Origin of the sequence: Lacimicrobium alkaliphilum, from assembly GCF_001466725.1 — a bacterium.
Classification (GTDB): domain Bacteria; phylum Pseudomonadota; class Gammaproteobacteria; order Enterobacterales; family Alteromonadaceae; genus Lacimicrobium; species Lacimicrobium alkaliphilum_B.
In genome coordinates this window covers 1,446,175-1,468,195 of the sequence record NZ_CP013650.1, presented here as the reverse complement: position 1 = coordinate 1,468,195, position 22,021 = coordinate 1,446,175, and the positions used below count along the sequence as shown (strand labels likewise).

Here is a 22,021-nt window from a genome sequence, read left to right as displayed (position 1 = left end):
GATCAATCCCTCTTTTTTTCTGACTGATAAGCTGCCAGTTGTTTTTGTCCATTAAGCAGCATCTATTATGGCAGACGCCCTCTTTTGTCCGACCGATCCCGATAGTTATGAGCCCAGCGTTGCCCAACTGGCAAACCGTGAGCTGATCACCTGTAGCCCGGACACACCGTTGCATAAGGCCGCAACCCTGATGCATCAACATCAGATCAGCTGCATTCTGATCAAACAAGGGCCGGAGGTTATCGGTATCTGGACCGAGGCTGATGCCAGGAAGTTGGATTTCCAGTCTGCACAAAGCTTTTCCCAGCCCGTTTGCGAGGTCATGAGTCAGCCGGTGATCCATATCCAGGAAAACCTGAGCCTGACCGAAGCGGCCAGCCTGATGCTGAAAAAACGTATCCGCCGTTTGCTGGTGCTGGATAGTCATCAGCAGCCACTGGGCATGCTGACTCAAACCGATATCGTACGTCAGCAACGTATTGAATTCTTCCTGCGCCTGCGTGATGTTGGCTCCAGTATCAGCCGCCTACCGCTAAAACTCGCTGCAGACATGCCATTAGCCGATGCAGCCAAAGCCTTGCGCCAGCATCAAAGCGATGCCGCGATTGTGGAATTCAACGATAGCCCGCCCGGGATTATCACTGAACGGGATCTGATCACTGTGATCGCCAACAACAGCGCCGAATTGTCACTCGGCCAGTGTTGTTACAGGCCGCTTTTAACGGTTCACAAAAATTGTAGTCTGTTACAGGCGGTGGATATGCTCAAAGAGCGGAATATCCGCCACCTGGCAGTATGTAATGATCAGGAACAATTCTGTGGATTGTTATCCTTCAGCGATATTCTCGCCAATGTCGAATACGCCTATATTGATCAGTTGAAGAAGGCTCTGCATGACCGGGACTCAGCCTTACGAACCTCGACAGGCTACCTGCGCCTGGCACAGAAGGTGATTGATGTATCCATGGACGCCATTATGATCACCAGCCCTGACGGCATCATAGAATCCGTGAATCCCAGCTTTTCTCAGGTGACCGGATACGATGCCGTGGAGGCCATTGGCCAGACCCCCAAGTTGCTCAGTTCCGGTATGCATGGCAAAGATTTCTACCGCACCATGTGGCAGGCCCTGCACGAACGCGGTCACTGGCAGGGTGAAATATGGAATAAACGTAAAAATGGCGATCTCTATCCACAGTGGTTATCGGTAACGGCCATTCGTGATGAGAAAAAGCAGATCACCCAGTTTGCCGCCATTTTCAGCGATATCAGTGAACGTAAAAACCAGGAACGCAAGATCCATCAACTGGCCTATGTGGATGAACTCACCGGGCTGGCAAACCGGAGGCTGTTTCTGGACAGATTGCAACTGAGCATCGCCAATGCCCATCGCCACCAGCATAAAATGGCGGTCCTGTTTCTGGATCTGGACTTATTTAAACGTATCAATGACACCCTCGGCCATCAGGCAGGAGATCAGGCGCTTAAAGAGGTGGCGCACCGGCTCAATGCGACCGTGCGCGAGGGTGAATCGGTGGCCCGCTTAGGTGGCGATGAATTTACCATTCTGGTGCCGGAGATTGACAACTGTCAGTCTCTGCAGACCTTAGCCAAGCGTTTGGTCAGCCAGTTTGACCAGCCAGTGCGGCTTAAAGGGCAGGACTTTTTTCTGACTACCAGCATCGGTATCAGCCTCTACCCCAAAGATGGTAAGAGCGCAGAACAGCTGATCAAACATGCAGACCTTGCCATGTACGAGGCCAAAAATGCAGGCCGTAATCAGTATTGCTTCTACCAGTCCAGGACCGGCCAGCAAACCGCCGACGAACTGAAAATGGAGCAGGCGCTCAGGCACGCCCTGCATCACCATCAACTGGCGGTGCACTATCAGCCCAAAATATGCCTGAAAACCAATCAGATAAGGGGTTTTGAGGCTCTGGTGCGCTGGCATCACAGCGATTATGGCATGATTGCACCGGCTGACTTTATTCCGCTGGCAGAAAAACTTGGCCTGATCAGCGCGCTCGGTGAACAGGTGCTGGAGCAGGTGTGTAAAGATATAAATAGCCACGGACTGCTGGGTTTGCCTGTTTCGGTAAATGTGTCAGCGCTACAACTGGCCGATCCGACATTCTGCCGTCGACTGTGTCTGCTGCTTGGGCAGCACCATGTTACCAACGGCAGAATTGAACTGGAGCTGACCGAAAGCTGTTTAATTCCCGAACAGGCCGACTCCACCATGAGGCTGTTAACCGAACTGCGCAAGCAAGGTTTCAGACTCTCGATCGATGATTTTGGTACCGGTTATTCCTCACTGTCTTACCTGCGCCGGCTACCTATCGATACCCTCAAAATCGATCGCAGTTTTATCAGCGAGCTGCCGGAAAATGAAGAAGACAGTCAAATCACCCTGGCTATTATTGCCATGGCCAAGGCGCTGGGGCTGGAGGTCATTGCCGAGGGCATCGAAACCCCGGTACAACGGCAGTTTTTACTTCAGTCGGGTTGTCTGATTGGCCAGGGATATTTGTTCTGGCCCGCCCTGCCTGTTGAGGCGCTGCCGCTGAAAACCGACTGCGACAGCGCAACCCTTAGTTTGTGTCAGTAATGACCAGAGTGTTGACCTGAGGCTGTACATCATCACCGTAACCAAAGGTTACGGCCAGCACTAATACCACTGCCGCCGCCAGCATCAGTTTGCCAAGCAACACGATGCAGAAGCGGAACCATAAATGATAAGGCACGCCCGCCATGCCGATAATGCCCATCAGTACGGCATTGGTGGGAATGATCATATTGGAAAACCCGTCACCAAACTGGTAGGCCAGCACCGCCACCTGTCTGGGTACGCCAATAATATCGCCCACCGGCACCATTAAGGGCATGGTCACATAGGCCTGACCACTACCAGAGGGAATAAACAGATTAAGCAGGGTCTGAATAATCAGCATGCCCACCGCTGCCAGTTCCGCGCCTAAATAGGACAATGGCAGTGATAAGCCATGCACCAGCGAGTGCAGGATCTGGCCGTCTTCCATGACCAGCGCGATGCCCCGGGCGACGCCAATCAACATGGCGGTGGTGGCGAGATCTTTAACCCCTTCAATAAACTCATTTGCCGCCCTGTCAGCCCCCAGTTTCCCGACAATGGCGGTAAACATACCCCAGGCAATAAACACCGCACCCAGTTCGTACAGATACCAGCCTTTGGTGGCAATTCCCCACACCGCGGTCACCAGCGCCAGAACAAAGCCCAACAGTATCAGCTGATGGCGACGATTAAGTTTGGGGTACTGGCCCTGCTCTGCCCCATGCAAGGGGCAAGGCAAGCCAGCCATCATCGAGCTGTCAGGGTCAGCCAGCACCTTTTTGCCATAGGACCATACGTGATGGAAACCAATCAGCACAAAGGGAATAAAAATCGCCAGCCTCAGTTCCAGCCCTGAGTAAACCGGTATTTCTGCAATCTGCTGGGCGATCAGCACCGTGAAGGGATTAAAAGCCGACACACCGTAGCCGATACCATAACCTGCCACAATCATGCCCACAGCGGTCATGGCATCCAGCCGCATGGCCTTGCACAATCCCACCAGAATCAATACAAAAGGAATATATTCTCCGGCGGTACCGATAGCACCGGAGGCCAGGGCAAAGGCAAACACCACAACAAATATCAGCTTTTGTGGTGCATCGCCGAAACGTTCCAGTAAACGGCCAATCAACGCATCGATGGTGCCCGTAGCCCGGGCAATAGCGAGTACCCCGCCCACAGTGAAAACAAAGAAAATCACATCCTGAGCTGCGGCCAGAGCACGGGGAATAGTGGTCAGAAAATCCCATGGCGTGAGGTAACTGCGGCTTTCACTGACCTGATAGGTTCCCGCCACCACCATTTGTCGCCCCTGTTCGGTGGTCACAAGATCGAAAAAACCCTGAGGCACTATCCAGGTGGCAATATAGGCCACCAACATCATCGCCAATAACAGGATAAGGGTATGAGGCACTCTGAAGCCCTGAGTCATGGGCATATTCTCCGTTAAATCATGAGCCAATAAATAAGGCGCCTGTCAGGCGCCTTAGCTGTAGTCCTTGTATACGGCTATTCCACCAGGGTCATTTCGCTGTTAATGGATCTTGCTTTATTGCACCCGCGACTGCAACCAGGTAAGTGCATGGCCGGATTGGGTTTTAACCACGCAACAAGGTAACTTACAGTCGCAACTTACCCGCCAGCATATCGCCTTTATGATAGCTGGCAGTGCTTGAGCCATAGTTCCCGGCGTAGTTAGTAAGACCGTCAATCGTGCTTTCATCTTTAATACGTGCATCACCGCCTTGAGACCCTTCGGCTTTACTCTATAACAACTAAAATTACGAGAAAATAGCCGCAGAATTGATCGTTTTTACAGATGTTAGCCGAATGTAATCAATAAATTACAGTTCTGACAGGCACAAAAAAAGGCACCATCAGGTGCCTTTTTTCGAGTTTGGGTTTGGTCTTAGCGACGCAGACCCAAACGCTTGATCAGATCCAGGTAACGGGTCTGGTCTTTGTTCTTCAGGTAGTCCAGCATGCTACGACGCTGGCTGACCATACGCAGAAGACCACGACGTGAATGGTGATCTTTTTTATGGTCTTTAAAGTGACCTTGCAGCTTGTTGATATTGTGAGTCAACAGCGCAACCTGCACTTCCGGTGATCCTGTATCACCTTCTTTTACACCGTATTCGGCGATAAGGTTTGCGGTTTCTTCTTTAGTTAGTGACATACTATTCTCCTGATTGCTCTTGGGCATTAAACCAGACCTGCCGATCACTAATTCAGCGGGTCAAAAAGAGCGCGTATTATAGCGATGTGGATGGGAATATCAAGGAAGAATAAGCAGACCGATTTCATCACGAAGAAACACGAAGGGTAGAATTTGGCGAACGGTATAACCGAGCGATGAATGCTGAACCATCAACCTCACTCCTCACCCTTCACTCATCACTAATAGACCACCAGGCGTTTGGGGGCGACGCGGCCGGGGCTTTCTATTTCGCCGACACCGAGGAATAACTGCTCTGTCTCGCTGTAAGTTCTCACTTGCCCCTGGAGCTCACCAGTGGGAGCCTCTACCGGGTTACCATTTCTGAAATACACCAGTTTAACAGCGGGAATGGTGACGACAGGCAAATTACTCAGCGCGGTTTCCATCGGTAACAACAATTTATCCAGTTGCTGCCAGTCACAGTCTCCATCCCGTTTCAGATCTTCTGCGGTTTTCCGGAGTGCTTCCAGGCTGAGCATTTTATCAGCCGGATAATCTGCTACGGCACTGCGATGCAGCCGGGTCACATAAGCGCCGCAACCTAATATCTGACCCAGATCATCCACCAGGGAGCGAATATAGGTGCCCTTACTGCAGTGCACCAGCATATCCACATTCTGACCATCAAAGTCGGTGACCTCAATGCTGAATATCTGAATGTCGCGGGCTTCTCGGGGCACGTCTATGCCCTGGCGGGCATAATAATAAAGGGGTTTGCCCTGGTGCTTAAGGGCCGAAAACATAGAGGGTACTTGTTTACCGGCACCTTTAAAACTCTGCACCGCCTGATGTAACTGCGCTTCACTGACATCTACCGGCTTTTGCTCCACCACATCGCCATCAGCATCAGAGGTGGTGGTACGAATACCGAGCCTGGCCGTCACACTGTATTTCTTATCGGCATCGAGCAGAAACTGGCTGAACTTAGTTGCCTCACCCAGACAAATGGGCAGCATACCTGTGGCCAGCGGGTCCAGTGCACCGGTGTGACCCGCCTTGGCTGCACCGAAAACTCTTTTTACCTGTTGCAGGGCCTGATTGGAGGAGCCTCCCAGGTCTTTATCCAGCAAAAAAATGCCGTGTACATCACGGCCTTTACGACGTTTTGCCACAATCTATTCCTGATCTTCTGCATCCGGATCACGGCCAGCCTTGCGGGCCCGCTCTTTATCTTTGTTTACCGTTTCGGTCAACAGGGCCGACAATCTCACCCCTTCGGTAATCGACTTATCCTGCAGGAATCGCAGCGCCGGCACAGTACGCATACTCATGCGTTTGGCCAGCAAGGAGCGCACAAAGCCCTTGTTGTCTTCCAGGATATCCAGTTGCAGTTTGATCTTGTCGTCATCATCGGCATAGATGGTGACATAGATCTTTGCATACGCCAGATCCCGCGAGACTTCCACACCGGATACGGTAACCATACCCAGACGGGGATCACGATGCTTAAACTCGTGCTGCAAAATACTGGCGATCTCTTTGTGGATCTGCTGACCGACGCGGTCGGTACGGGAAAATTCTCTTGCCATGATGCTACTCAGTTATTTGTGGCTAGTGTCAGATAAGCTCGGTTAAGACAACAACGGAGGCATTAAGCCTCCGTTGTAATTTAAGTGACAGCGCCCGGAACTTACAATTCGCGCTTCACTTCCACCGTCTCGAAGACTTCAATCTGGTCGCCTTCTTTAACGTCATTATAGTTCTTCACGCCGATACCACATTCCATCCCATTACGGACTTCCTGCACATCGTCTTTGAAGCGACGCAGTGACTCCAGTTCACCTTCGTAGATCACCACATTGTCACGCAATACGCGGATAGGTGCGCTGCGCTTAACAATACCTTCGGTGACCATACAACCGGCGATTGCACCGAGCTTGGGTGAACGGAATACATCGCGCACTTCAGCCAGACCGATAATCTCCTGCTTAAACTCAGGTGCCAGCATACCTGTCATGGCGGCTTTCACTTCGTCTATAAGCTGATAGATAACGCTGTAGTAGCGCAAATCGATCTCTTCGTTTTCAACCATCTTACGGGCTGAGGCATCGGCACGAACATTAAAGCCGACGATGATAGCACCAGATGCTGAGGCCAGGCTGGCATCCGTTTCGGTAATACCACCCACGCCACTGCCGACAATATTGACTTTCACTTCATCGGTAGAGAGTTTGGTCAGTGAATCAGCAATGGCTTCTATGGAGCCCTGAACATCGGCTTTGAGGACGATATTCAGTTCGGTCACATCGCCGGATTCCATATCCGCAAACATGTTCTCCAGTTTCGATTTCTGTTGCTTGGCCAGCTTCAGGTCGCGCATCTTGGCACGGCGGGTAGCAGCCACTTCACGAGCCTTACGCTCATCTGTCACCACTCTGGCGTCATCACCGGCTGCCGGTACACCGGACAAACCGAGGATTTCCACCGGTGTAGAAGGCCCGGCCACTTTAACTTCCTGACCATTTTCATCACGCATGGCGCGAACACGGCCATATTCAAAGCCACATAGCAGAATATCACCGGCTTTCAATTCACCTTGCTGAACCAGCACAGTCGCAACAGGGCCACGGCCTTTATCCAGTCGTGACTCAATCACCAGACCTTTAGCCGGACCTTTAGCCGGCGCCTTCAGATCCAACACTTCAGCCTGCAGGGAGATGGCTTCGAGCAGATCATCGACACCCATACCGGTCAATGCCGACACAGGCACAAACTGATGCTCACCGCCCCACTCTTCGGAAATCACCTCGAGTTGTGACAGTTCTGTTTTGACCCGATCCGGATCCGCTGACTCTTTGTCCATTTTGTTGACCGCCACAATCAGCGGTACACCCGCGGCCCGGGCATGCTGCACAGCTTCTTTGGTCTGCGGCATTACACCATCGTCTGCGGCGACAACCAGTATCACAATATCCGTTGCCGTGGCACCGCGGGCACGCATAGCCGTAAAGGCTGCGTGTCCGGGGGTATCCAGGAAGGTTATCTTGCCACCTTCAGTTTCGACACTGTAGGCACCGATATGCTGGGTAATACCACCGGCTTCTCCGTCAGCCACTTTGGCGCGGCGAATATAGTCCAGCAACGAGGTCTTACCGTGGTCAACGTGGCCCATGATGGTAACCACTGGCGCACGGCCAACTTTCTCTGCACTGGTATTTTCTTCCAGTAATTCGTCTTCCAGGGCATTGTCATTGACCAGTTCGTATTTATGCCCCAGTTCCTCGACCACCAACACCGCAGTGTCCTGATCCAGTACCTGATTAATAGTGACCATCTCACCCATTTTCATCATGGTTTTGATCACTTCCGTAGCCTTAAGGGCCAACTTGTTGGCGAGTTCGCCAACGGTAATTGTTTCACCTAACTTAACCACACGCTCCACCGGCTGGGCAGGTTTGTTGAAACCATGCATCAAATCTGCACCAGCATTTTTTCTCTTTTTGGATTTACGACGACGACCGCCGCGCTCGAATTGTATGTCCTCTTCGTCTTCCGCTTCCTGCGCATAACGATTGGAATGCAAATGGACCTCTTCTGACTCCCGACGACGACGGCGCTCATCTTCTTCTTTCCAGCGACGTTCATTCTCTTCAGCCAGTTTACGGGCCTTATCAGCCGCCTTTTTAGCTTCTTTTTCAAGCTTACGGCGACTTTCTTCTTCCTGTTGCAGACGAATTTGCTCCGCTTCCTGGCGAATCTTTTCCCGTTCTGCCCGCTCTTCATCCGTCAGGCTTTCTTCCTGTGCCCGGGCTTCAGCTTCACGCTTTTCACGCTCAGCTTTTTCCGCCTCAGCTCTGGCTTTGGCTTCTGCCTGTTTACGGGCCTGTTCTTCAGCAGCTTTCCTGGCTGCTTCATCGACTTTTTTCTGGGCTTCCAGGCGCTCCTGTTCGCGGGCTCTTTCTTCTTCCGCTTTAAGTCTGGCCTCTTCTTCAGCCTGCTTCGCCAGTTCCACTTCGCTGCGTTTTACATAAGTGCGTTTTTTACGCACTTCTACTTTCACAGCCTTGGACTTACCCGATGAATTGACGCTCAGTGTACTGGTAGTACGGCGCTTGAGTGTCATTCTCTTAGGCTCAAGTGATGCAGCACCACCGTGCTGCTTGCTTAAATGCTCAAGCAGGATTCGCTTTTCATCTTCTGTGACTTGCTCTTCAGGACCTTTCTTGATCCCGGCATCAGCAAATTGCTTAACCAGACGGTCAACCGATGTGCCAATATCACCGGCAAGCTTTTCTATGGATACATCTGCCATGTGTGGTTGTTCCTCCCGTTGACCTTATTCTTCATTAAACCAGACGATATTACGGGCAGCCATGATCAGCTCCGCCGCTTTCTCTTCGCCCAGTTCTTCCAAATCGCAAATTTCATCGACGCCCTGCTCTGCCAGACCTTCCAGATCAGTAATACCGCGGCTGGCCAGTAAGAACGCTACATGGCGCTCCATGCCAGGCAGATTAAGTAACTCTTCCTTGGGTTCGGCATTTTCCAGCGACTCTTCATCGGCCAGAGCTTTGGTGGTCAGGTAAGCACGCGCACGTTCGCGCAGCTCTTCAACCATGTCTTCATCCAGCCCTTCGATGGCCAGCAATTCAGATACCGGTACATAAGCCACTTCTTCGAGGGTGGTAAAGCCTTCATCAACCAGCACAGCGGCAAAATCTTCGTCAATATCCAGACCATCAATAAAGCCCTGCAGCACTTTAGAATTTTCTTCTTCGTGCTTGGCGTTCATATCAGCCACGGTCATCACATTCAGCTCCCAGCCCGTAAGCTGACTGGCCAGACGCACATTCTGACCACTACGGCCTATGGCCTGGGCCAGGTTATCTGCCTCAACGGCAACGTCCATGGTGCGGTTATCTTCATCCACCACAATGGCCGCTACTTCGGCCGGAGCCATGGCATTAATCACAAACTGAGCCGGATTTTCATCCCACAGTATAATATCCACCCGTTCACCACCGAGCTCGCCGGACACTGCCTGCACACGAGAGCCGCGCATACCAACACAGGCACCGACAGGATCAAGACGCTTGTCATTGGTCTTCACCGCAATCTTGGCGCGGGAGCCCGGATCACGGGCTGCGGCACGAATTTCCAGCACTTCTTCGGCCACTTCAGGCACTTCGATGCGAAACAGCTCTACCAGCATGTCGGGATGGGTGCGGCTGATAAACAGCTGAGCACCGCGGGCCTCTGGTTTGATGGTATATAACAGGCCACGAACCCGATCGCCTGCGCGGAAGGTTTCTCTTGGCAACATGTCATCACGGTAGATAACGCCTTCGGCATTATTACCCAAATCCACAATAATATTGTCACGGTTTACTTTCTTAACCGTTCCGGTAACCAGTTCACCCACACGGTCTTCATACTCTTCCATCACCTGAGCCCGTTCGGCCTCACGGACTTTCTGTACAATAACCTGCTTGGCGGTCTGGGTGGTGATGCGATCGAATACGATAGAGTCAATTTGCTCTTCCACGTAGTCGTCCACCTGAATATCCGGCTCTTCAACCTGAGCGGCAGACAGGGTCAGTTCGGCATAGGGGTTTTCCTGTGGCTGATCATCGGGGATGACTTTCCAGCGACGGAAGGTATCAAAATCACCGGTCTCGCGGTCAATCGCGACCCGCACTTCGATATCACCATGATTTTTCTTCTTGGTAGCACTGGCGATAGCGTATTCCAGCGCCTCGAAAATCTTCTCCCGGGGAACCTGTTTCTCGTTGGATACGGCTTCAGCCACTAATAGAATTTCTTTATTCATTGCCCCATTGCCTCACTAAACCTTCCTATCTGAGTCGTCCTTAAGCGGACGCCTGTTCTTAATCAAATGACGGAACCAGATTACCTTTTTCAATGTTGGCGATGGCCAACTGAAAGGCTTCACCATCCACTTCCAGACTCAAGGTACCGTTTTCACAACCGGTTACCTTGCCCTTGAAATTCCGCCTGTTATCCATCGGCATCCGCAGACGCACAGAAACAACCTCGCCTACCACCTGCGCGTAATGCGCCTCTTTAAACAGTGGCCTGTCCATGCCCGGAGAGGACACTTCCAGGTTATATTCAGTACTGATGGGATCTTCCACATCCAGCACCGCACTGATCTGATGGCTGACATCGGCACAATGGTCTACTGTGATGCCATCAGGGTGATCAATATACACACGCAATGTCGAGTGTTTGCCGGCACGGATAAATTCGATACCCAGCAATTCAAACCCCAGCGCTTCAACCGCAGGGGTCAACATTTCTGTTAGCGTTTGTTCCAGCTTTGCCAAACCCAGGCTCCAAAAACAAAAAAAGGGCTCAACGCCCAGACACTTGGTGGAGATCACTCTCCTTAAAAATGTAAGTATCTTTTCTATAGTTACTTAGCTTACTCAACAATCCGGTCTGCTACCAGAGCGTTTTTCAACCAGAACACCAGCAAAAGATATCAGGTTTCGTAGACGAAACTTACAAAAAAGCCCCGTTCTAGCGGGGCTTTTAGTGTCTGGACCCTTGTCCACTTATATCTTACGACAAATGGCCATTAAGGCCAACTTATCAAAAGTGGTTGCGGGAGCCGGATTTGAACCGACGACCTTTGGGTTATGAGCCCAACGAGCTACCAGACTGCTCCATCCCGCGTTAGAAATCGTTTCTTTGTGGCTTAGGTTTTTGCCGCCGCCTCAAGATGGTGCGTATTATACATAGGCCCTAACGCCGCGCAAGCCATATAGTAAAATATTAGTCAATTGCTTCATCGTTTGCTTAATTATCCGGCAAAGCGGAGGTTAAACCATCAGATTCATATTTCCTTAGCCGTTTTCCGGAACCTGCAGGGCATGTTTTAATCACAGCGCGGCAATAAGTTGTTGCAGCCGTTCTCGGTTTTGGCCTTCAGATGCGTCATGGGCCGCCATAGGTGAAATATGTAACTGAGAATTAGCCAGGCTGCTGGCCACCTGCCAGGCAAAGGTCATGGGGCAAATGGTATCGTACTGGCCCTGCACAATATCGACCCGCAGATCACCCAGCTTATGCAGGTTCTCCATGATGTAATTGTCATAGGCAAAAAAACCACCCTGCATAAAGTACCAGGTCTCTAACAGCACCATTGGCAGACTGACCTTTGGATCGCTGAATTTATCCAGCGTCTGTTCACTTGGATTAATAAAAGAATTTACCGCTTCCCACCTGGCCCAGCGCGAGGCAGCCTGTTCTCTTTGTGCCGCTGGCCCCTGCGAGACGAGACGATGATAGGCGTCAATGGGGTTTTCATGCTCTGCCACAGGCTGGATAAATCGCTGATATTCTTCAGGGAACAGGTGCCGGGCACCGTCAATGTAGAACCAGTTGAGCTCCGCCTGCGAGCAGGTAAAAATACCCCAGAGGATCATCTGAGCTACCCGTTGCGGATGCTTAATCCCATAGGCCAGGCTCAGAGCACTGCCCCAACTGCCGCCCACCAGTACCCATTTCTCAATACCCAGCTCAAGGCGCAAACGTTCCATATCCTCAATCAAATGGTCACTGGTGTTATTTTCCAGCGGCTGTTCAGAGCGGCTTTTGCCGCAACCGCGCTGATCCAGCCAGACGACCTGACGCTGACATTGGCTGAATAACTGCTCATCCTGAGGCTGACAGGCCGCTCCTGGACCGCCATGAACAAAAACCACCGGTGGTAGTGAGCCTTGTGGGCCGCTCAGACGATAATAAAGCTGATGGCCCTGTCTGGTATCAAGGTATGGCATTGAGACCTCCTTTTGATAGAGATTCATTCCTAGTATAGTCATGCCAAAATAGTCAGGAAGCCTATACTCTGATAGAGACAATCTCTCATAAGGAGCATCTGATGCAACAGAATCCCGGCACGGTCGGCAAAAAACCGCAAACAGAGAAAGATGACAAAGGCCATGGCAGGTTATCGCACCATGATGCCGAAGTGGCCAGCCCGGAAGATGGCTCACTTTGTGGCGAGGAAGATCCCGGCTCAGCCCTGGAATCCCTGGTGGACAATGACGATGATAAAGATCGTTAGTCCCGTGACAATGACCACATTCCGCTATTAAGCAGTTGGCTTACCAGTTCGGCCAACAGACTGAATAAATCCTCCCCTGCGTTATTGTCATAGCACCAACAAGGCTGTTTCAGTAGTTGCTCAACATAGGGCTTCAATGCCGGGTCGAAGGGGATGCGTAACTCCCCTAAATACAGGGTAATAAGCGATTGTTGCCCGGTATTTTCCAGCCAGACGCCTTTACAGGCCAATGAGCGTATTATTGGCTGGCCGCGTTGCAGATACACTGCCGCCTGCTGCTGAGTAACACAGCGCTGTGGTGATGCCTGGTCATCCGCTTCACTTAAAAAGCTGCCAAGCCAGTGCTCAAAACTCTCATCCTGCAAGGTTTGTTGCATCAGCGCTTTAAGAGCCTGGATTTCATTACGGCTGACTTCAGCGCTAAAGGGACGCAGGCTAAGGTCTGGATCCTGATAGCGTTGTCCGAAACCCTGTGCATCGAGTACAAAATCGGCAAAGGACGATAGCAGCGTCTTTTGATCCGGTGCACGAAAACCCACCGAATAATTCAGACAATCTTCAAGTGTCTCACCGCAGTGAGCAAATCCCGGCGGAATATAGAGTACATCACCGCATTCCAGCACCGCATCGATTATCGGTTCAAAGGCTTCCACCTGACTCAGCAGCGGATGTGGATGCAGAGTTTCACCGGCCTCAGCCCGGCCCACCTGCCAGCGACGTTTGCCCTTGCCCTGAATAATAAACACATCATACTGATCCACATGGGGGCCGACACCACCACCGGGCACAGAAAAACTCACCATCAGATCGTCTCTTCGCCAGCCCGGGATAAAATCAAAGGCATTTAACAGCGCTGTTCCCTCGTCCAGATAACGATCCACGCTCTGAACCAGTAAGCTCCAGTCACCTGTGCAACAACGTTCAAAGTCCTGGTCGGAAAAGGGGCCCTGGTGAACCTGCCATTGCTGTTTTTGTCTGGCGACGATACGCGCATCGATCTCCTCCTGCTGAGCCAGACCAGCGAGATCATGTTCATCCAGTGGATCCTGAAATTCGGTAAAACCGCCTTTAATTAACAGCGGCTGCTTTTGCCAGTGCTGCTGTAAAAATTGCCCGGCATCGGTCAGATTCAGCTTATACATATTGCCTCTTTTATTCTGTGCTCTGTCGGTGGCGTGCTTTTATGCCTGACGGAAAAAATGCTAATATCGCGGCCTTTGTTATCAGTTACCCAACAGGCCCTATGCGTATTATTGTCCGTTATTTTTTCCGCGCTGTCAGATTGATCCTCACGCCTTTTATGTTACTCAGTGAAAAACTGACCACACCTAAAGCGATTGCCCGCTCAGAAGAAGAGCAACGAGCGGCAGAGCAGGCTGCAACCAAACTGGCCCTGTATCAATACCGGGCCTGCCCCTTCTGCATTAAAGTGCGCAAGGAAATGGCGCGGCTGGGATTGCCGGTAGAAAAGCGCGATGCACTGAAGAATCCGATTTATAGAAAAGAACTGCAACAACAAGGCGGCAAAATCAAAGTGCCCTGTCTGAAAATCGATCAGGAAAACGGCCAGGCACTATGGCTGTATGAGTCAGAGCAGATAAAAGCCTGGTTGCAACAGCGCTTTGAACCCGGTTCAGTCGCTTAATCACTCCTTACCGTTACTGGCTTTATAGGCCAGGCTCATCAGGTACAGGGACGCAGCCAGTGCCAGGGCCGACAGGGCCAGATAGATAGCATCCAGAGGCGTACTGAAATGGATATCAACAACGGCTCTGAAGAACTCGATGATCACCGCAAGTATCACCACTCTGACAATCTTATCTTTGAGCTGATCGAAGGATTTCACATTAAAGGGGTGCGACGGGCCTTCACTTTCTGAGGCCTCAATCTGCGACACAAACAAGCGGTATACCCCCAGACCAAAGATCATCAGCACAATGGCAATCAGGTAGATATCAATAGCGATAATAATATCCGTCACTACAGTATCGTGAATATCCGTGACACCACCTACGGTGTAATACTGCACTGTCTGCCACAGCACTCTGACTATATCCATTGTACCTATTACAAACAGCACCATGGCGCCGAGTATACTGGGCAATACCGCCAGCATCACCAGATAACGGGAATTCCACAGAAGACCTTCAAGGCCCTGTTCCCATTTACCGGATTGTGGTGTTTTTGGTGATTCAGCAGGATCAGACATAAGAGGACTTTTTCAAACCATAACATGCTGCGAAGCATAACGAACTCAGAATAATTCAACCAGGCAATTCACTTGTCGGAATCAATAATTTTGCACTTAAAGCATTAACCTTCTGTTAACCGAATTCTTTGCAAACGTATTCATTAGCAAAGAAAAATCCAGAAAAATAATCATAACGCATTGTTTTTAAATTACTTATCGAACTTTATCTGTGCATTTTCGATTTTTTAGCACAGTCCGGAGTCCTTGTTAGATTCAGCATTTGGTAAATAGAATGTTAAAGCCTGGCGGAAAAAGCAGGGCTTTGTGCCGTCTGTGATTTTACGCTGCTGTAAATGTTCGAATTCACAAAAACGGCTTCCTGAGGGAAGCGATAAAGGGGCAAATTATGTTATCCAGATGGTTACGGGCGTTCGGTTTACATTGGACGGGTCTTGCCTGGGCAAGCCTGGCGATGATGCTGGCAATGCCAGCTACTGCTGCCGGCATTGAAGATGAAGTGTTCTATTTTGCACTGACGGACCGCTTCTATAACGCCGATACCAACAATGATATGGGCGGATTATCCGGTGATCGTCAGAGCACCGGCTTCGACCCCACCGATGAGCGCTACTACCATGGCGGCGATCTGGCCGGTTTAAGCGCAAAATTGCCCTACCTGCGTGAAATGGGTATCACTGCTATCTGGATAAGCCCGCCATTTAAGAATATTCCCGTTTCCGGCAACTCTGCCGCCTACCATGGCTACTGGGCCGTGGATTACACTCAGGTCGATCCCCACTGGGGTACCAACGAAGAACTGGCAGAGTTTGTCCAACAAGCGCGCAAGATGCGCATCAAAGTATTTCTGGATGTGGTGATCAACCACACCGGCGATGTGATCCGCTATCAGCAGTGCCATAACCCCGATGGTACGCTGCTCGACGGGCTCAGCAGTTGCCCCTATATCAGCCTTGAAGAGAAAGCCGAAAATCCCTACAGCCCCTTTATTCCACAGGGGCTTGAGCAGGCTAAATCACCAGCCTGGCTGAATAATCCTGAATACTACAACAATCAGGGCGACAGCACCTTCAGCGGTGAGTCTTCAGTATATGGCGATTTTTTTGGGCTGGATGATCTGAATACCCGCGATCCTCAGGTGGTTCAGGGCATGATCGACATCTTTAAGGGTTGGATCAGCGACCTTAAAATTAATGGTTTCAGGGTCGACACCATCAAGCATGTGGATATTGAACTCTGGCAACAATGGATCCCGGCTATTGAAGCCCATGCTGAGGCAGAAGGGATTCGTGACTTTTTTATCTTCGGCGAGAACTTTGACGGCCTGCCAGCCAATCTGGCCCGCTTTACCCGTGATGCACAATTCACCTCAGTACTGGATTTTGGTCTGTATTACGCCATTAAGGACGCCGTCACTGATTACCAGGGGACAGATCGGCTGGCCTGGGTGTTTTCTCAGGACGATCTCTACAAAGATGGCAAAACCAATACCAACCATCTGATGAATTTTGTCAGTAACCATGATGTGGGCCGTATCGGACATTTTATCAATAATCTGCCCATTTCTGAGGACGAAAAGCTGGCCCGCGCCAAACTGGCGCAATCGCTGATGTTTTTCTCCCGTGGTATACCTGTGGTGTATTACGGTGACGAGCAGGGATTTACCGGTGATGGCGGCGATGACCATGCCCGTGAAGATATGTTCCCTTCTCAGGTACCGGGTTATAACGACAACAACCTGCTTGGCTCAGATGCCAGCACAGCCGATGATAATTTCGATACCAGCCACCCTTTGTATCAGCATATTCGCCAGCTGGCCGGTGCCTACAGAAGCATACGCCCCCTGCGTGTCGGTCACCAGAGTGTGTTGCAAAGTGAAAACAGCCCCGGCGTACTGGCACTTTCCAGATTCGACCCGCAAACACAACGCCAGGCACTGGTGCTGGTGAACACCAGTGATGAGACTCAGAACGTCGATGTTGCTGCCATGGCACGGGTTTACAGGGTTATGTTTCCCCGCCAGAGCGGTGTTCAGCGCGCAAAAGACGGGCGTATTGAGATGGAACTCCCTCCTTTCTCTACGCGCGTGCTGCTGGGCTCTGACAGGGTAAAAATCCCTAAAACGGTTCCACAAATCACCTTTAGCAGCTTACAACCTGAGCAAAGCGTTTCCGGGCTGGTGGAAGTCGGCGCCGTATTAGAAGACGCCAGCGAGCTGGGTGATGTACATCAGGTGCATTTTGCCCTGAGCATTGATGGCGGCGAGTTTGTGGATATCGGCACCGATGCCACCGCCGGTTATAAAGTCTTTTATGATGTCAGTGAGCTGGAAAATGATACTCAACTGACCTTCCGCGCCACCGTTGACAACTTTGGTAAAAACGCCAACAGCACCGAAATCACCGTGAAGAAGCGCACACTGCCGGGGATCACTCTGACCTTTAAAAAGCCTGAGGGCTGGACAGACAGTGTTAACCTCTACTACTGGAATGCCGGAACCGGCAACGAGGTACAGTGGCCTGGTGTGGCCATGCAACATGAAGGCGGCGACTGGTACCGTTATCAGATGCCTGACAATGTGCAAAGCGCCAACCTGATTTTTAACGATGGTGGCGCCAATCAGACTGCCGATTTGTTCCGCGAAGGAGACGGTTGCTATATCGATAGCAACTGGCAGGATAGCTGTGAAATCGTCATTGACCCTGAGCCGGGCATGACGGTCTATGTGCGCCGGCCTCTGAGCTGGAATGTACCAAACCTCTATTACTGGGCCGCCAGCGGTGCCCCTCAATGGCCCGGTATTGAAATGACATCGCTGGGTAATGACTGGTACAGCTATCAGTTTCCTGACGGCGTCAGTGCTGCTAACATGATCATCAATGATCTCACCGGCAACCAGACCGCCGATCTCTACCGTCAGGGCGACGGCTGTTACGATATCGAAAATGACAGCTGGACAGACTCCTGCCCTGTCCCCGGCTTTACCGTTTATTTTAACAAGCCACAGGACTGGCCCAATGCCAATGCCTATTTCTGGGAGCCCGGCCCGGTGGATGCCGCCAATGTGGGCTGGCCCGGCGAGGCCATGACCGAACGGGGCAATAACTGGTACAGCTATCAGTTCCCTGATGGGGTTAACTATTCTAATCTGATTTTTAATGACGGCGCCGGCAATCAGAGCGCGGATCTTTTCCGTGAAGCTGACGGCTGTTTCGATTTTGAAAACGGCTGGCAGGACAGCTGCACTGTGCCTGAGCCCGGTATGGAGGTGCTGTTTAAGGCCCCGGATGGCTGGGGTGATGAGATTCACCTGTATTACTGGAATGCCGAAGGGGCACCGGGCTGGCCGGGTATTGCCATGCAGGCCATTGGCGATGGCTGGTACCGCTTTGAATTCCCGCAGGGAGTGAATTCGGCCAACCTGATCTTTAACGACAATGCTGGTAACCAGACCGGCGATCTATATCGCGATGCCAGCGGCTGTTATGGCGAGTTTGGCGATTTCTGGCGCAACAGCTGTATTACACCCGATGCCATTGATGTCAGCATTAAAGAGCGCCGTGCCCATTGGCTGGATCTCGGTACGCTGGCCTGGCAGGTAGCCGATAACCGCGCAGCCCAGTGGCGACTGTACTATTCCATGGATGCCCAGATCCAAATCGAACAGGGCCAGCTCAGTGGCGCCGATGGCTATCTGACCATGCAGTCGGCCGGCAGTCTCAGTGCAGAACTGACAGAACAGAATCCGCATCTGGCCAGTTGGCCGGCCTATGCCATAGAGGCAGATACAACGCAGGCCAGCACGGCCCTAAAAGGTCAGTTAGTAGCGGCGGCGCTGGATAGCAGCGGCAACCTGCTCGAAGCCACCCAGGTACAAGCCGCAAGGGTCATTGATGCACTGTATGCCACCGATACCTGGTTGGGCGTGCGTTATGAAAACGATCTGCCAGTGCTGAAACTCTGGGCACCCACGGCACAATCCGCCCAGTTGCTGCGCTATGATGCGCAGGGTAATCTGCTTAGTACTCATCAGGCCGACAGCATCGAAAACGGCGTCTACCGCTTTGTTGGCGATAGCAGCTGGGATAAAACCTATTACCGTTATCAGCTAAGCGTCTACCATCCGCTGACCGACCAGGTCGAGTCTTACAGCGTGACCGACCCTTATGCCCTGAATCTCAGTGCCAATGGCGGTTTTGCGCAGATTATCGACCTGGCCTCTGATGCCAGCCTTAAACCCGCTGGCTGGGATGCGCTGCAAAAATCCCTGCCCGAGTTCAAAGACATCAGTCTGTATGAAGGCCATGTGCGGGATTTCAGTATTAACGATACCAGCGTGCCAGAAGCCCATCGCGGCACCTATATGGCTTTTACCCACAATGGCGAAAATGGCGCGAACCTTTCTGCGGGTATGACTCATCTGAAAAACCTGCAACAGGCCGGACTGACACACTTCCACCTGTTGCCGATTTTCGATATCTCTTCGGTGAATGAAAATCCGGCCGAGCGTATCGATCTGGACTCGCCCTTCTCAGCCCTGTGCGCGGTATCTGATGCAGACGTCGTGCAAAGCCGCTGTCAGCAATATGGCGATATGGCTATCTATGAGGTACTGACAGAGCTTAAAGACGCCGATCCCACCACCGCTGAGATTCAGGCCATTACCAGCGCCGAAAATAGTGTACAGAGCAAAGACGGCTTTAACTGGGGCTACGACCCCTTCCACTTCAATGCGCCTGAGGGCACCTACGCCACCGATGCCAACGGCACCATCAAAGTGCTGGAGCTGCGCGCTATGGTCAAAGCGCTGGCCGATATCGGCCTGAATGTGGTGATGGATGTGGTCTATAACCATACTTCTGCCTCCGGCTTATGGGATAACTCGGTGCTGGATAAAGTGGTGCCCGGTTATTACCAGCGCCTGAATCCGGTCAGCGGCGTAGTGGAAAACAGCACCTGCTGTGATAACACCGCCACTGAACATCAGATGATGGAAAAACTGATGGTGGATACCCTGGTGAACTGGGCTGTGCACTATAAAATCGATTCTTTCCGCTTCGATTTAATGGGCCATATTCCCAAATCAGCCATGCTCAAGGCACAGCAGCAACTTGCCAGCCTGAACCTTGCCGAACACGGCGTGGATGGCCAGCGCATTTACCTGTACGGCGAAGGCTGGGACTTTGGTGAAGTGAGCGGCAATCAGCGCTTTGCACAGGCTTCTCAGTTCGGTATGGCCGGTACAGGGATTGCCACCTTTAATGATCGCCTTCGTTCTGCCGCCCGTGGTGGTAATTACACCAGCAATGGCGCGGCCCAGGGCTGGGTCAACGGCAACGGTACCTTTGCCAACGGTATTGCCAATGGTGCCGGCAGTCCACTGGATCAGGCAGACCGTATCCGTATTGGCATGGCCGGTAACCTGCAAGGCTATCAGTTTGAAGACAATACCGGCCTCAGTAACACCGGCGTTAACTACAGCGGTACGGGGTATACCCTGGATCCACAGGAAGCGGTTAATTATGTGGATAAACATGATAACGAAAGCTTCTGGGATAATAACCAGGGCAAGCTGCCGGGCGACTTCAGCATTGACAACCGGGTCAGAGCCCATCTGCTTGGCAATGCGCTGATCAACTTTGGCCAGGGCGTACCCTTCTATCAGATGGGTACCGACCTGCTGCGCAGTAAATCGATGGACAGAAACTCCTATAACTCCGGAGACTGGTTTAATGCCGTGGATTTCTCCATGCAGAGCAATAACTGGGCAGTGGGCCTGCCACCGGCTCAGGACAATCAGGGAAGCTGGCAAGGCCAGGCTGCAGTATTGAGTAATGCTAATGCCGCCGCCCTGCCCCAGCATATCCAACTGGCCGCGACCGTATTTCAGGAGCAGTTACAGATTCGTTACTCATCGCCGCTGTTCCGCTTAGACGGTTCCGATGAGGTGAATCAGCGCCTGGGTTATCACAATACCGGCAGCGGCCAGCAACCCGGACTCATTGCCATGACCCTAAGTGACGGCATCTGTGCCGGAAACGACCTGGATCCTCAGTATGACGGTGTGCTGGTGCTGTTTAACGCCGATGATGAAGTGCGCACTGTCAACGTACCCGGCACCTCAGGCAGTCAGTTACACCCGGCACAGCTAAATGGCGCCGATGAGCAGGTAAAAACTATTGTCATAGAGGGTGAAAGCTACAGCGTGCCCCCTCTGACAGCCGCAGTGCTGGTCAGCCCTCAGAACGGCGCACAGGGTGAATACCCCTGCAACCCCAGCGCCATTGAGGTAACAGAACCTGGCATGACGGTCTATGTGCAAAAACCCGCCGACTGGGCCGATATCCGTCTGTATTACTGGAATACCCAGCCAGCTACCGATGCAGTGAACTGGCCCGGTGTGCCCATGCAGGCGTTGGGTGATAACTGGTACAGCTTCCAGTTTCCGGCCGGGGTCAGTGCGACCAACCTGATTTTTAATAACAATAATCAGGGGCAGCAGAGCGGAGACCTGTACCGCGAAGGTGATGGTTGCTTTGATATCAGCGCCAATAGCTGGAGTGACAGCTGCACCCTGCCCGGTTTGTCGTTCTGGTTTAAAAAGCCTGCCCACTGGTCTACGCCTAACCTGTATTACTGGAATGCCGGCGTGAACGGGCCCGGCTGGCCGGGCACAGCGATGACAGATGTCGGCGATGACTGGTACTTTTTTCAGATGCCAGATGGCGTGCGCTCCACTAATCTCATCTTTAACGATGCCGATGGAAGTGACGAGCAGACAGGTGATCTGTTCCGCAATCAAAATGGCTGTTACGAAAATAATCAGTGGAGCGATAGCTGCCCACCGGCTGAATAGTCAAAGAGAACCACGGAATCGCCGAAAAAATCTTCCCGACATTCTCTGAGTAAGACCGCCATGGATGGCGGAAGTGCAGGTTGTGCAGGATCAACTCACCTGCCCGTCCATCC

14 protein-coding genes and 1 tRNA gene are annotated in these 22,021 nt (G+C 51.9%); 4 read left to right on the top strand and 11 right to left on the bottom strand.

The features are described 5' to 3' along the window. Positions 1-67 precede the first annotated feature (67 nt). Positions 68-2,608: an EAL domain-containing protein gene (locus AT746_RS06655; RefSeq protein ID WP_062478116.1), complete on the top strand. Its 2,541-nt coding sequence runs from the start codon at positions 68-70 to the stop codon at positions 2,606-2,608. Here AT746_RS06655 and AT746_RS06650 read toward each other — a convergent pair. From AT746_RS06650 to pip, 9 genes are all read right to left on the bottom strand, one after another. Beyond that, a complete protein-coding gene (locus tag AT746_RS06650; RefSeq protein ID WP_062484039.1) occupies positions 2,592-4,022 on the bottom strand; it encodes a YfcC family protein in 1,431 nt (476 codons plus the stop codon). The genes AT746_RS06655 and AT746_RS06650 overlap by 17 nt on opposite strands. A gap of 477 nt (positions 4,023-4,499) precedes the next feature. Further along, positions 4,500-4,769 carry a 30S ribosomal protein S15 gene (gene rpsO / locus AT746_RS06645; protein WP_062478113.1) on the bottom strand — a complete coding sequence of 90 codons (270 nt, stop codon included), beginning with the start codon at positions 4,767-4,769 and terminating at the stop codon, positions 4,500-4,502. A 221-nt stretch (positions 4,770-4,990) separates the two neighbouring features. Further along, positions 4,991-5,923: a tRNA pseudouridine(55) synthase TruB gene (truB, locus tag AT746_RS06640; RefSeq protein ID WP_062478107.1), complete on the bottom strand. Its 933-nt coding sequence runs from the start codon at positions 5,921-5,923 to the stop codon at positions 4,991-4,993. A gap of 3 nt (positions 5,924-5,926) precedes the next feature. Next, the gene (rbfA, locus tag AT746_RS06635) at positions 5,927-6,340 is read right to left on the bottom strand and encodes a 30S ribosome-binding factor RbfA (protein ID WP_062478104.1); all 414 of its coding nucleotides are present in this window, start codon (positions 6,338-6,340) and stop codon (positions 5,927-5,929) included. A gap of 101 nt (positions 6,341-6,441) precedes the next feature. Continuing rightward, positions 6,442-9,063, bottom strand: coding sequence for a translation initiation factor IF-2 (gene infB, locus AT746_RS06630; RefSeq protein WP_062478099.1), 2,622 nt, complete (start codon positions 9,061-9,063; stop codon positions 6,442-6,444). 24 nt (positions 9,064-9,087) lie between these two features. Then, a complete protein-coding gene (nusA, locus tag AT746_RS06625) occupies positions 9,088-10,581 on the bottom strand; it encodes a transcription termination factor NusA (RefSeq protein WP_062478095.1) in 1,494 nt (497 codons plus the stop codon). 58 nt (positions 10,582-10,639) lie between these two features. Further along, positions 10,640-11,098: a ribosome maturation factor RimP gene (rimP, locus tag AT746_RS06620; protein WP_062484037.1), complete on the bottom strand. Its 459-nt coding sequence runs from the start codon at positions 11,096-11,098 to the stop codon at positions 10,640-10,642. Positions 11,099-11,373: 275 nt separating this feature from the next. Then, positions 11,374-11,450, bottom strand: a tRNA-Met gene (locus AT746_RS06615). Positions 11,451-11,656: 206 nt separating this feature from the next. Next, positions 11,657-12,556, bottom strand: coding sequence for a prolyl aminopeptidase (gene pip, locus AT746_RS06610; RefSeq protein WP_062478092.1), 900 nt, complete (start codon positions 12,554-12,556; stop codon positions 11,657-11,659). Positions 12,557-12,657: 101 nt separating this feature from the next. On the opposite strand from pip, the gene AT746_RS06605 reads away from it, so the two are divergent. Further along, on the top strand, positions 12,658-12,843 hold the full coding sequence (locus AT746_RS06605) for a hypothetical protein (protein WP_062478089.1): 186 nt from the start codon (positions 12,658-12,660) through the stop codon (positions 12,841-12,843). Here the strand turns inward: AT746_RS06605 and AT746_RS06600 are convergent. Further along, positions 12,840-13,985, bottom strand: a complete 1,146-nt coding sequence (locus tag AT746_RS06600; RefSeq protein ID WP_062478085.1) for a cupin domain-containing protein — start codon at positions 13,983-13,985, stop codon at positions 12,840-12,842. The two genes, AT746_RS06605 and AT746_RS06600, sit on opposite strands and share 4 nt — an antisense overlap. Before the next feature lie 41 nt (positions 13,986-14,026). On the opposite strand from AT746_RS06600, the gene AT746_RS06595 reads away from it, so the two are divergent. Next, complete coding sequence (locus AT746_RS06595; protein WP_231731031.1) at positions 14,027-14,488, top strand: glutaredoxin family protein; 462 nt, start codon at positions 14,027-14,029, stop codon at positions 14,486-14,488. Here AT746_RS06595 and AT746_RS06590 read toward each other — a convergent pair whose 3' ends face one another. Continuing rightward, complete coding sequence (locus AT746_RS06590) at positions 14,489-15,052, bottom strand: YqhA family protein (protein ID WP_082633175.1); 564 nt, start codon at positions 15,050-15,052, stop codon at positions 14,489-14,491. A 388-nt stretch (positions 15,053-15,440) separates the two neighbouring features. On the opposite strand from AT746_RS06590, the gene pulA reads away from it, so the two are divergent. Then, positions 15,441-21,908 carry a pullulanase-type alpha-1,6-glucosidase gene (pulA, locus tag AT746_RS06585; RefSeq protein ID WP_062478082.1) on the top strand — a complete coding sequence of 2,156 codons (6,468 nt, stop codon included), beginning with the start codon at positions 15,441-15,443 and terminating at the stop codon, positions 21,906-21,908. Positions 21,909-22,021: the final 113 nt, after the last annotated feature.

What these genes read in the sequence shown, in the direction of transcription:
- AT746_RS06655 (WP_062478116.1), top strand. Translation starts at nt 68, where the DNA reads ATGGCAGACGCCCTCTTTTGTCCGACCGATCCCGATAGTTATGAGCCC.
- AT746_RS06650 (WP_062484039.1), bottom strand. Translation starts at nt 4,022, where the DNA reads ATGACTCAGGGCTTCAGAGTGCCTCATACCCTTATCCTGTTATTGGCG.
- rpsO (WP_062478113.1), bottom strand. Translation starts at nt 4,769, where the DNA reads ATGTCACTAACTAAAGAAGAAACCGCAAACCTTATCGCCGAATACGGT.
- rbfA (WP_062478104.1), bottom strand. Translation starts at nt 6,340, where the DNA reads ATGGCAAGAGAATTTTCCCGTACCGACCGCGTCGGTCAGCAGATCCAC.
- infB (WP_062478099.1), bottom strand. Translation starts at nt 9,063, where the DNA reads ATGGCAGATGTATCCATAGAAAAGCTTGCCGGTGATATTGGCACATCG.
- nusA (WP_062478095.1), bottom strand. Translation starts at nt 10,581, where the DNA reads ATGAATAAAGAAATTCTATTAGTGGCTGAAGCCGTATCCAACGAGAAA.
- pip (WP_062478092.1), bottom strand. Translation starts at nt 12,556, where the DNA reads ATGCCATACCTTGATACCAGACAGGGCCATCAGCTTTATTATCGTCTG.
- AT746_RS06605 (WP_062478089.1), top strand. Translation starts at nt 12,658, where the DNA reads ATGCAACAGAATCCCGGCACGGTCGGCAAAAAACCGCAAACAGAGAAA.
- AT746_RS06600 (WP_062478085.1), bottom strand. Translation starts at nt 13,985, where the DNA reads ATGTATAAGCTGAATCTGACCGATGCCGGGCAATTTTTACAGCAGCAC.
- AT746_RS06595 (WP_231731031.1), top strand. Translation starts at nt 14,027, where the DNA reads ATGCCTGACGGAAAAAATGCTAATATCGCGGCCTTTGTTATCAGTTAC.
- AT746_RS06590 (WP_082633175.1), bottom strand. Translation starts at nt 15,052, where the DNA reads ATGTCTGATCCTGCTGAATCACCAAAAACACCACAATCCGGTAAATGG.
- pulA (WP_062478082.1), top strand. Translation starts at nt 15,441, where the DNA reads ATGTTATCCAGATGGTTACGGGCGTTCGGTTTACATTGGACGGGTCTT.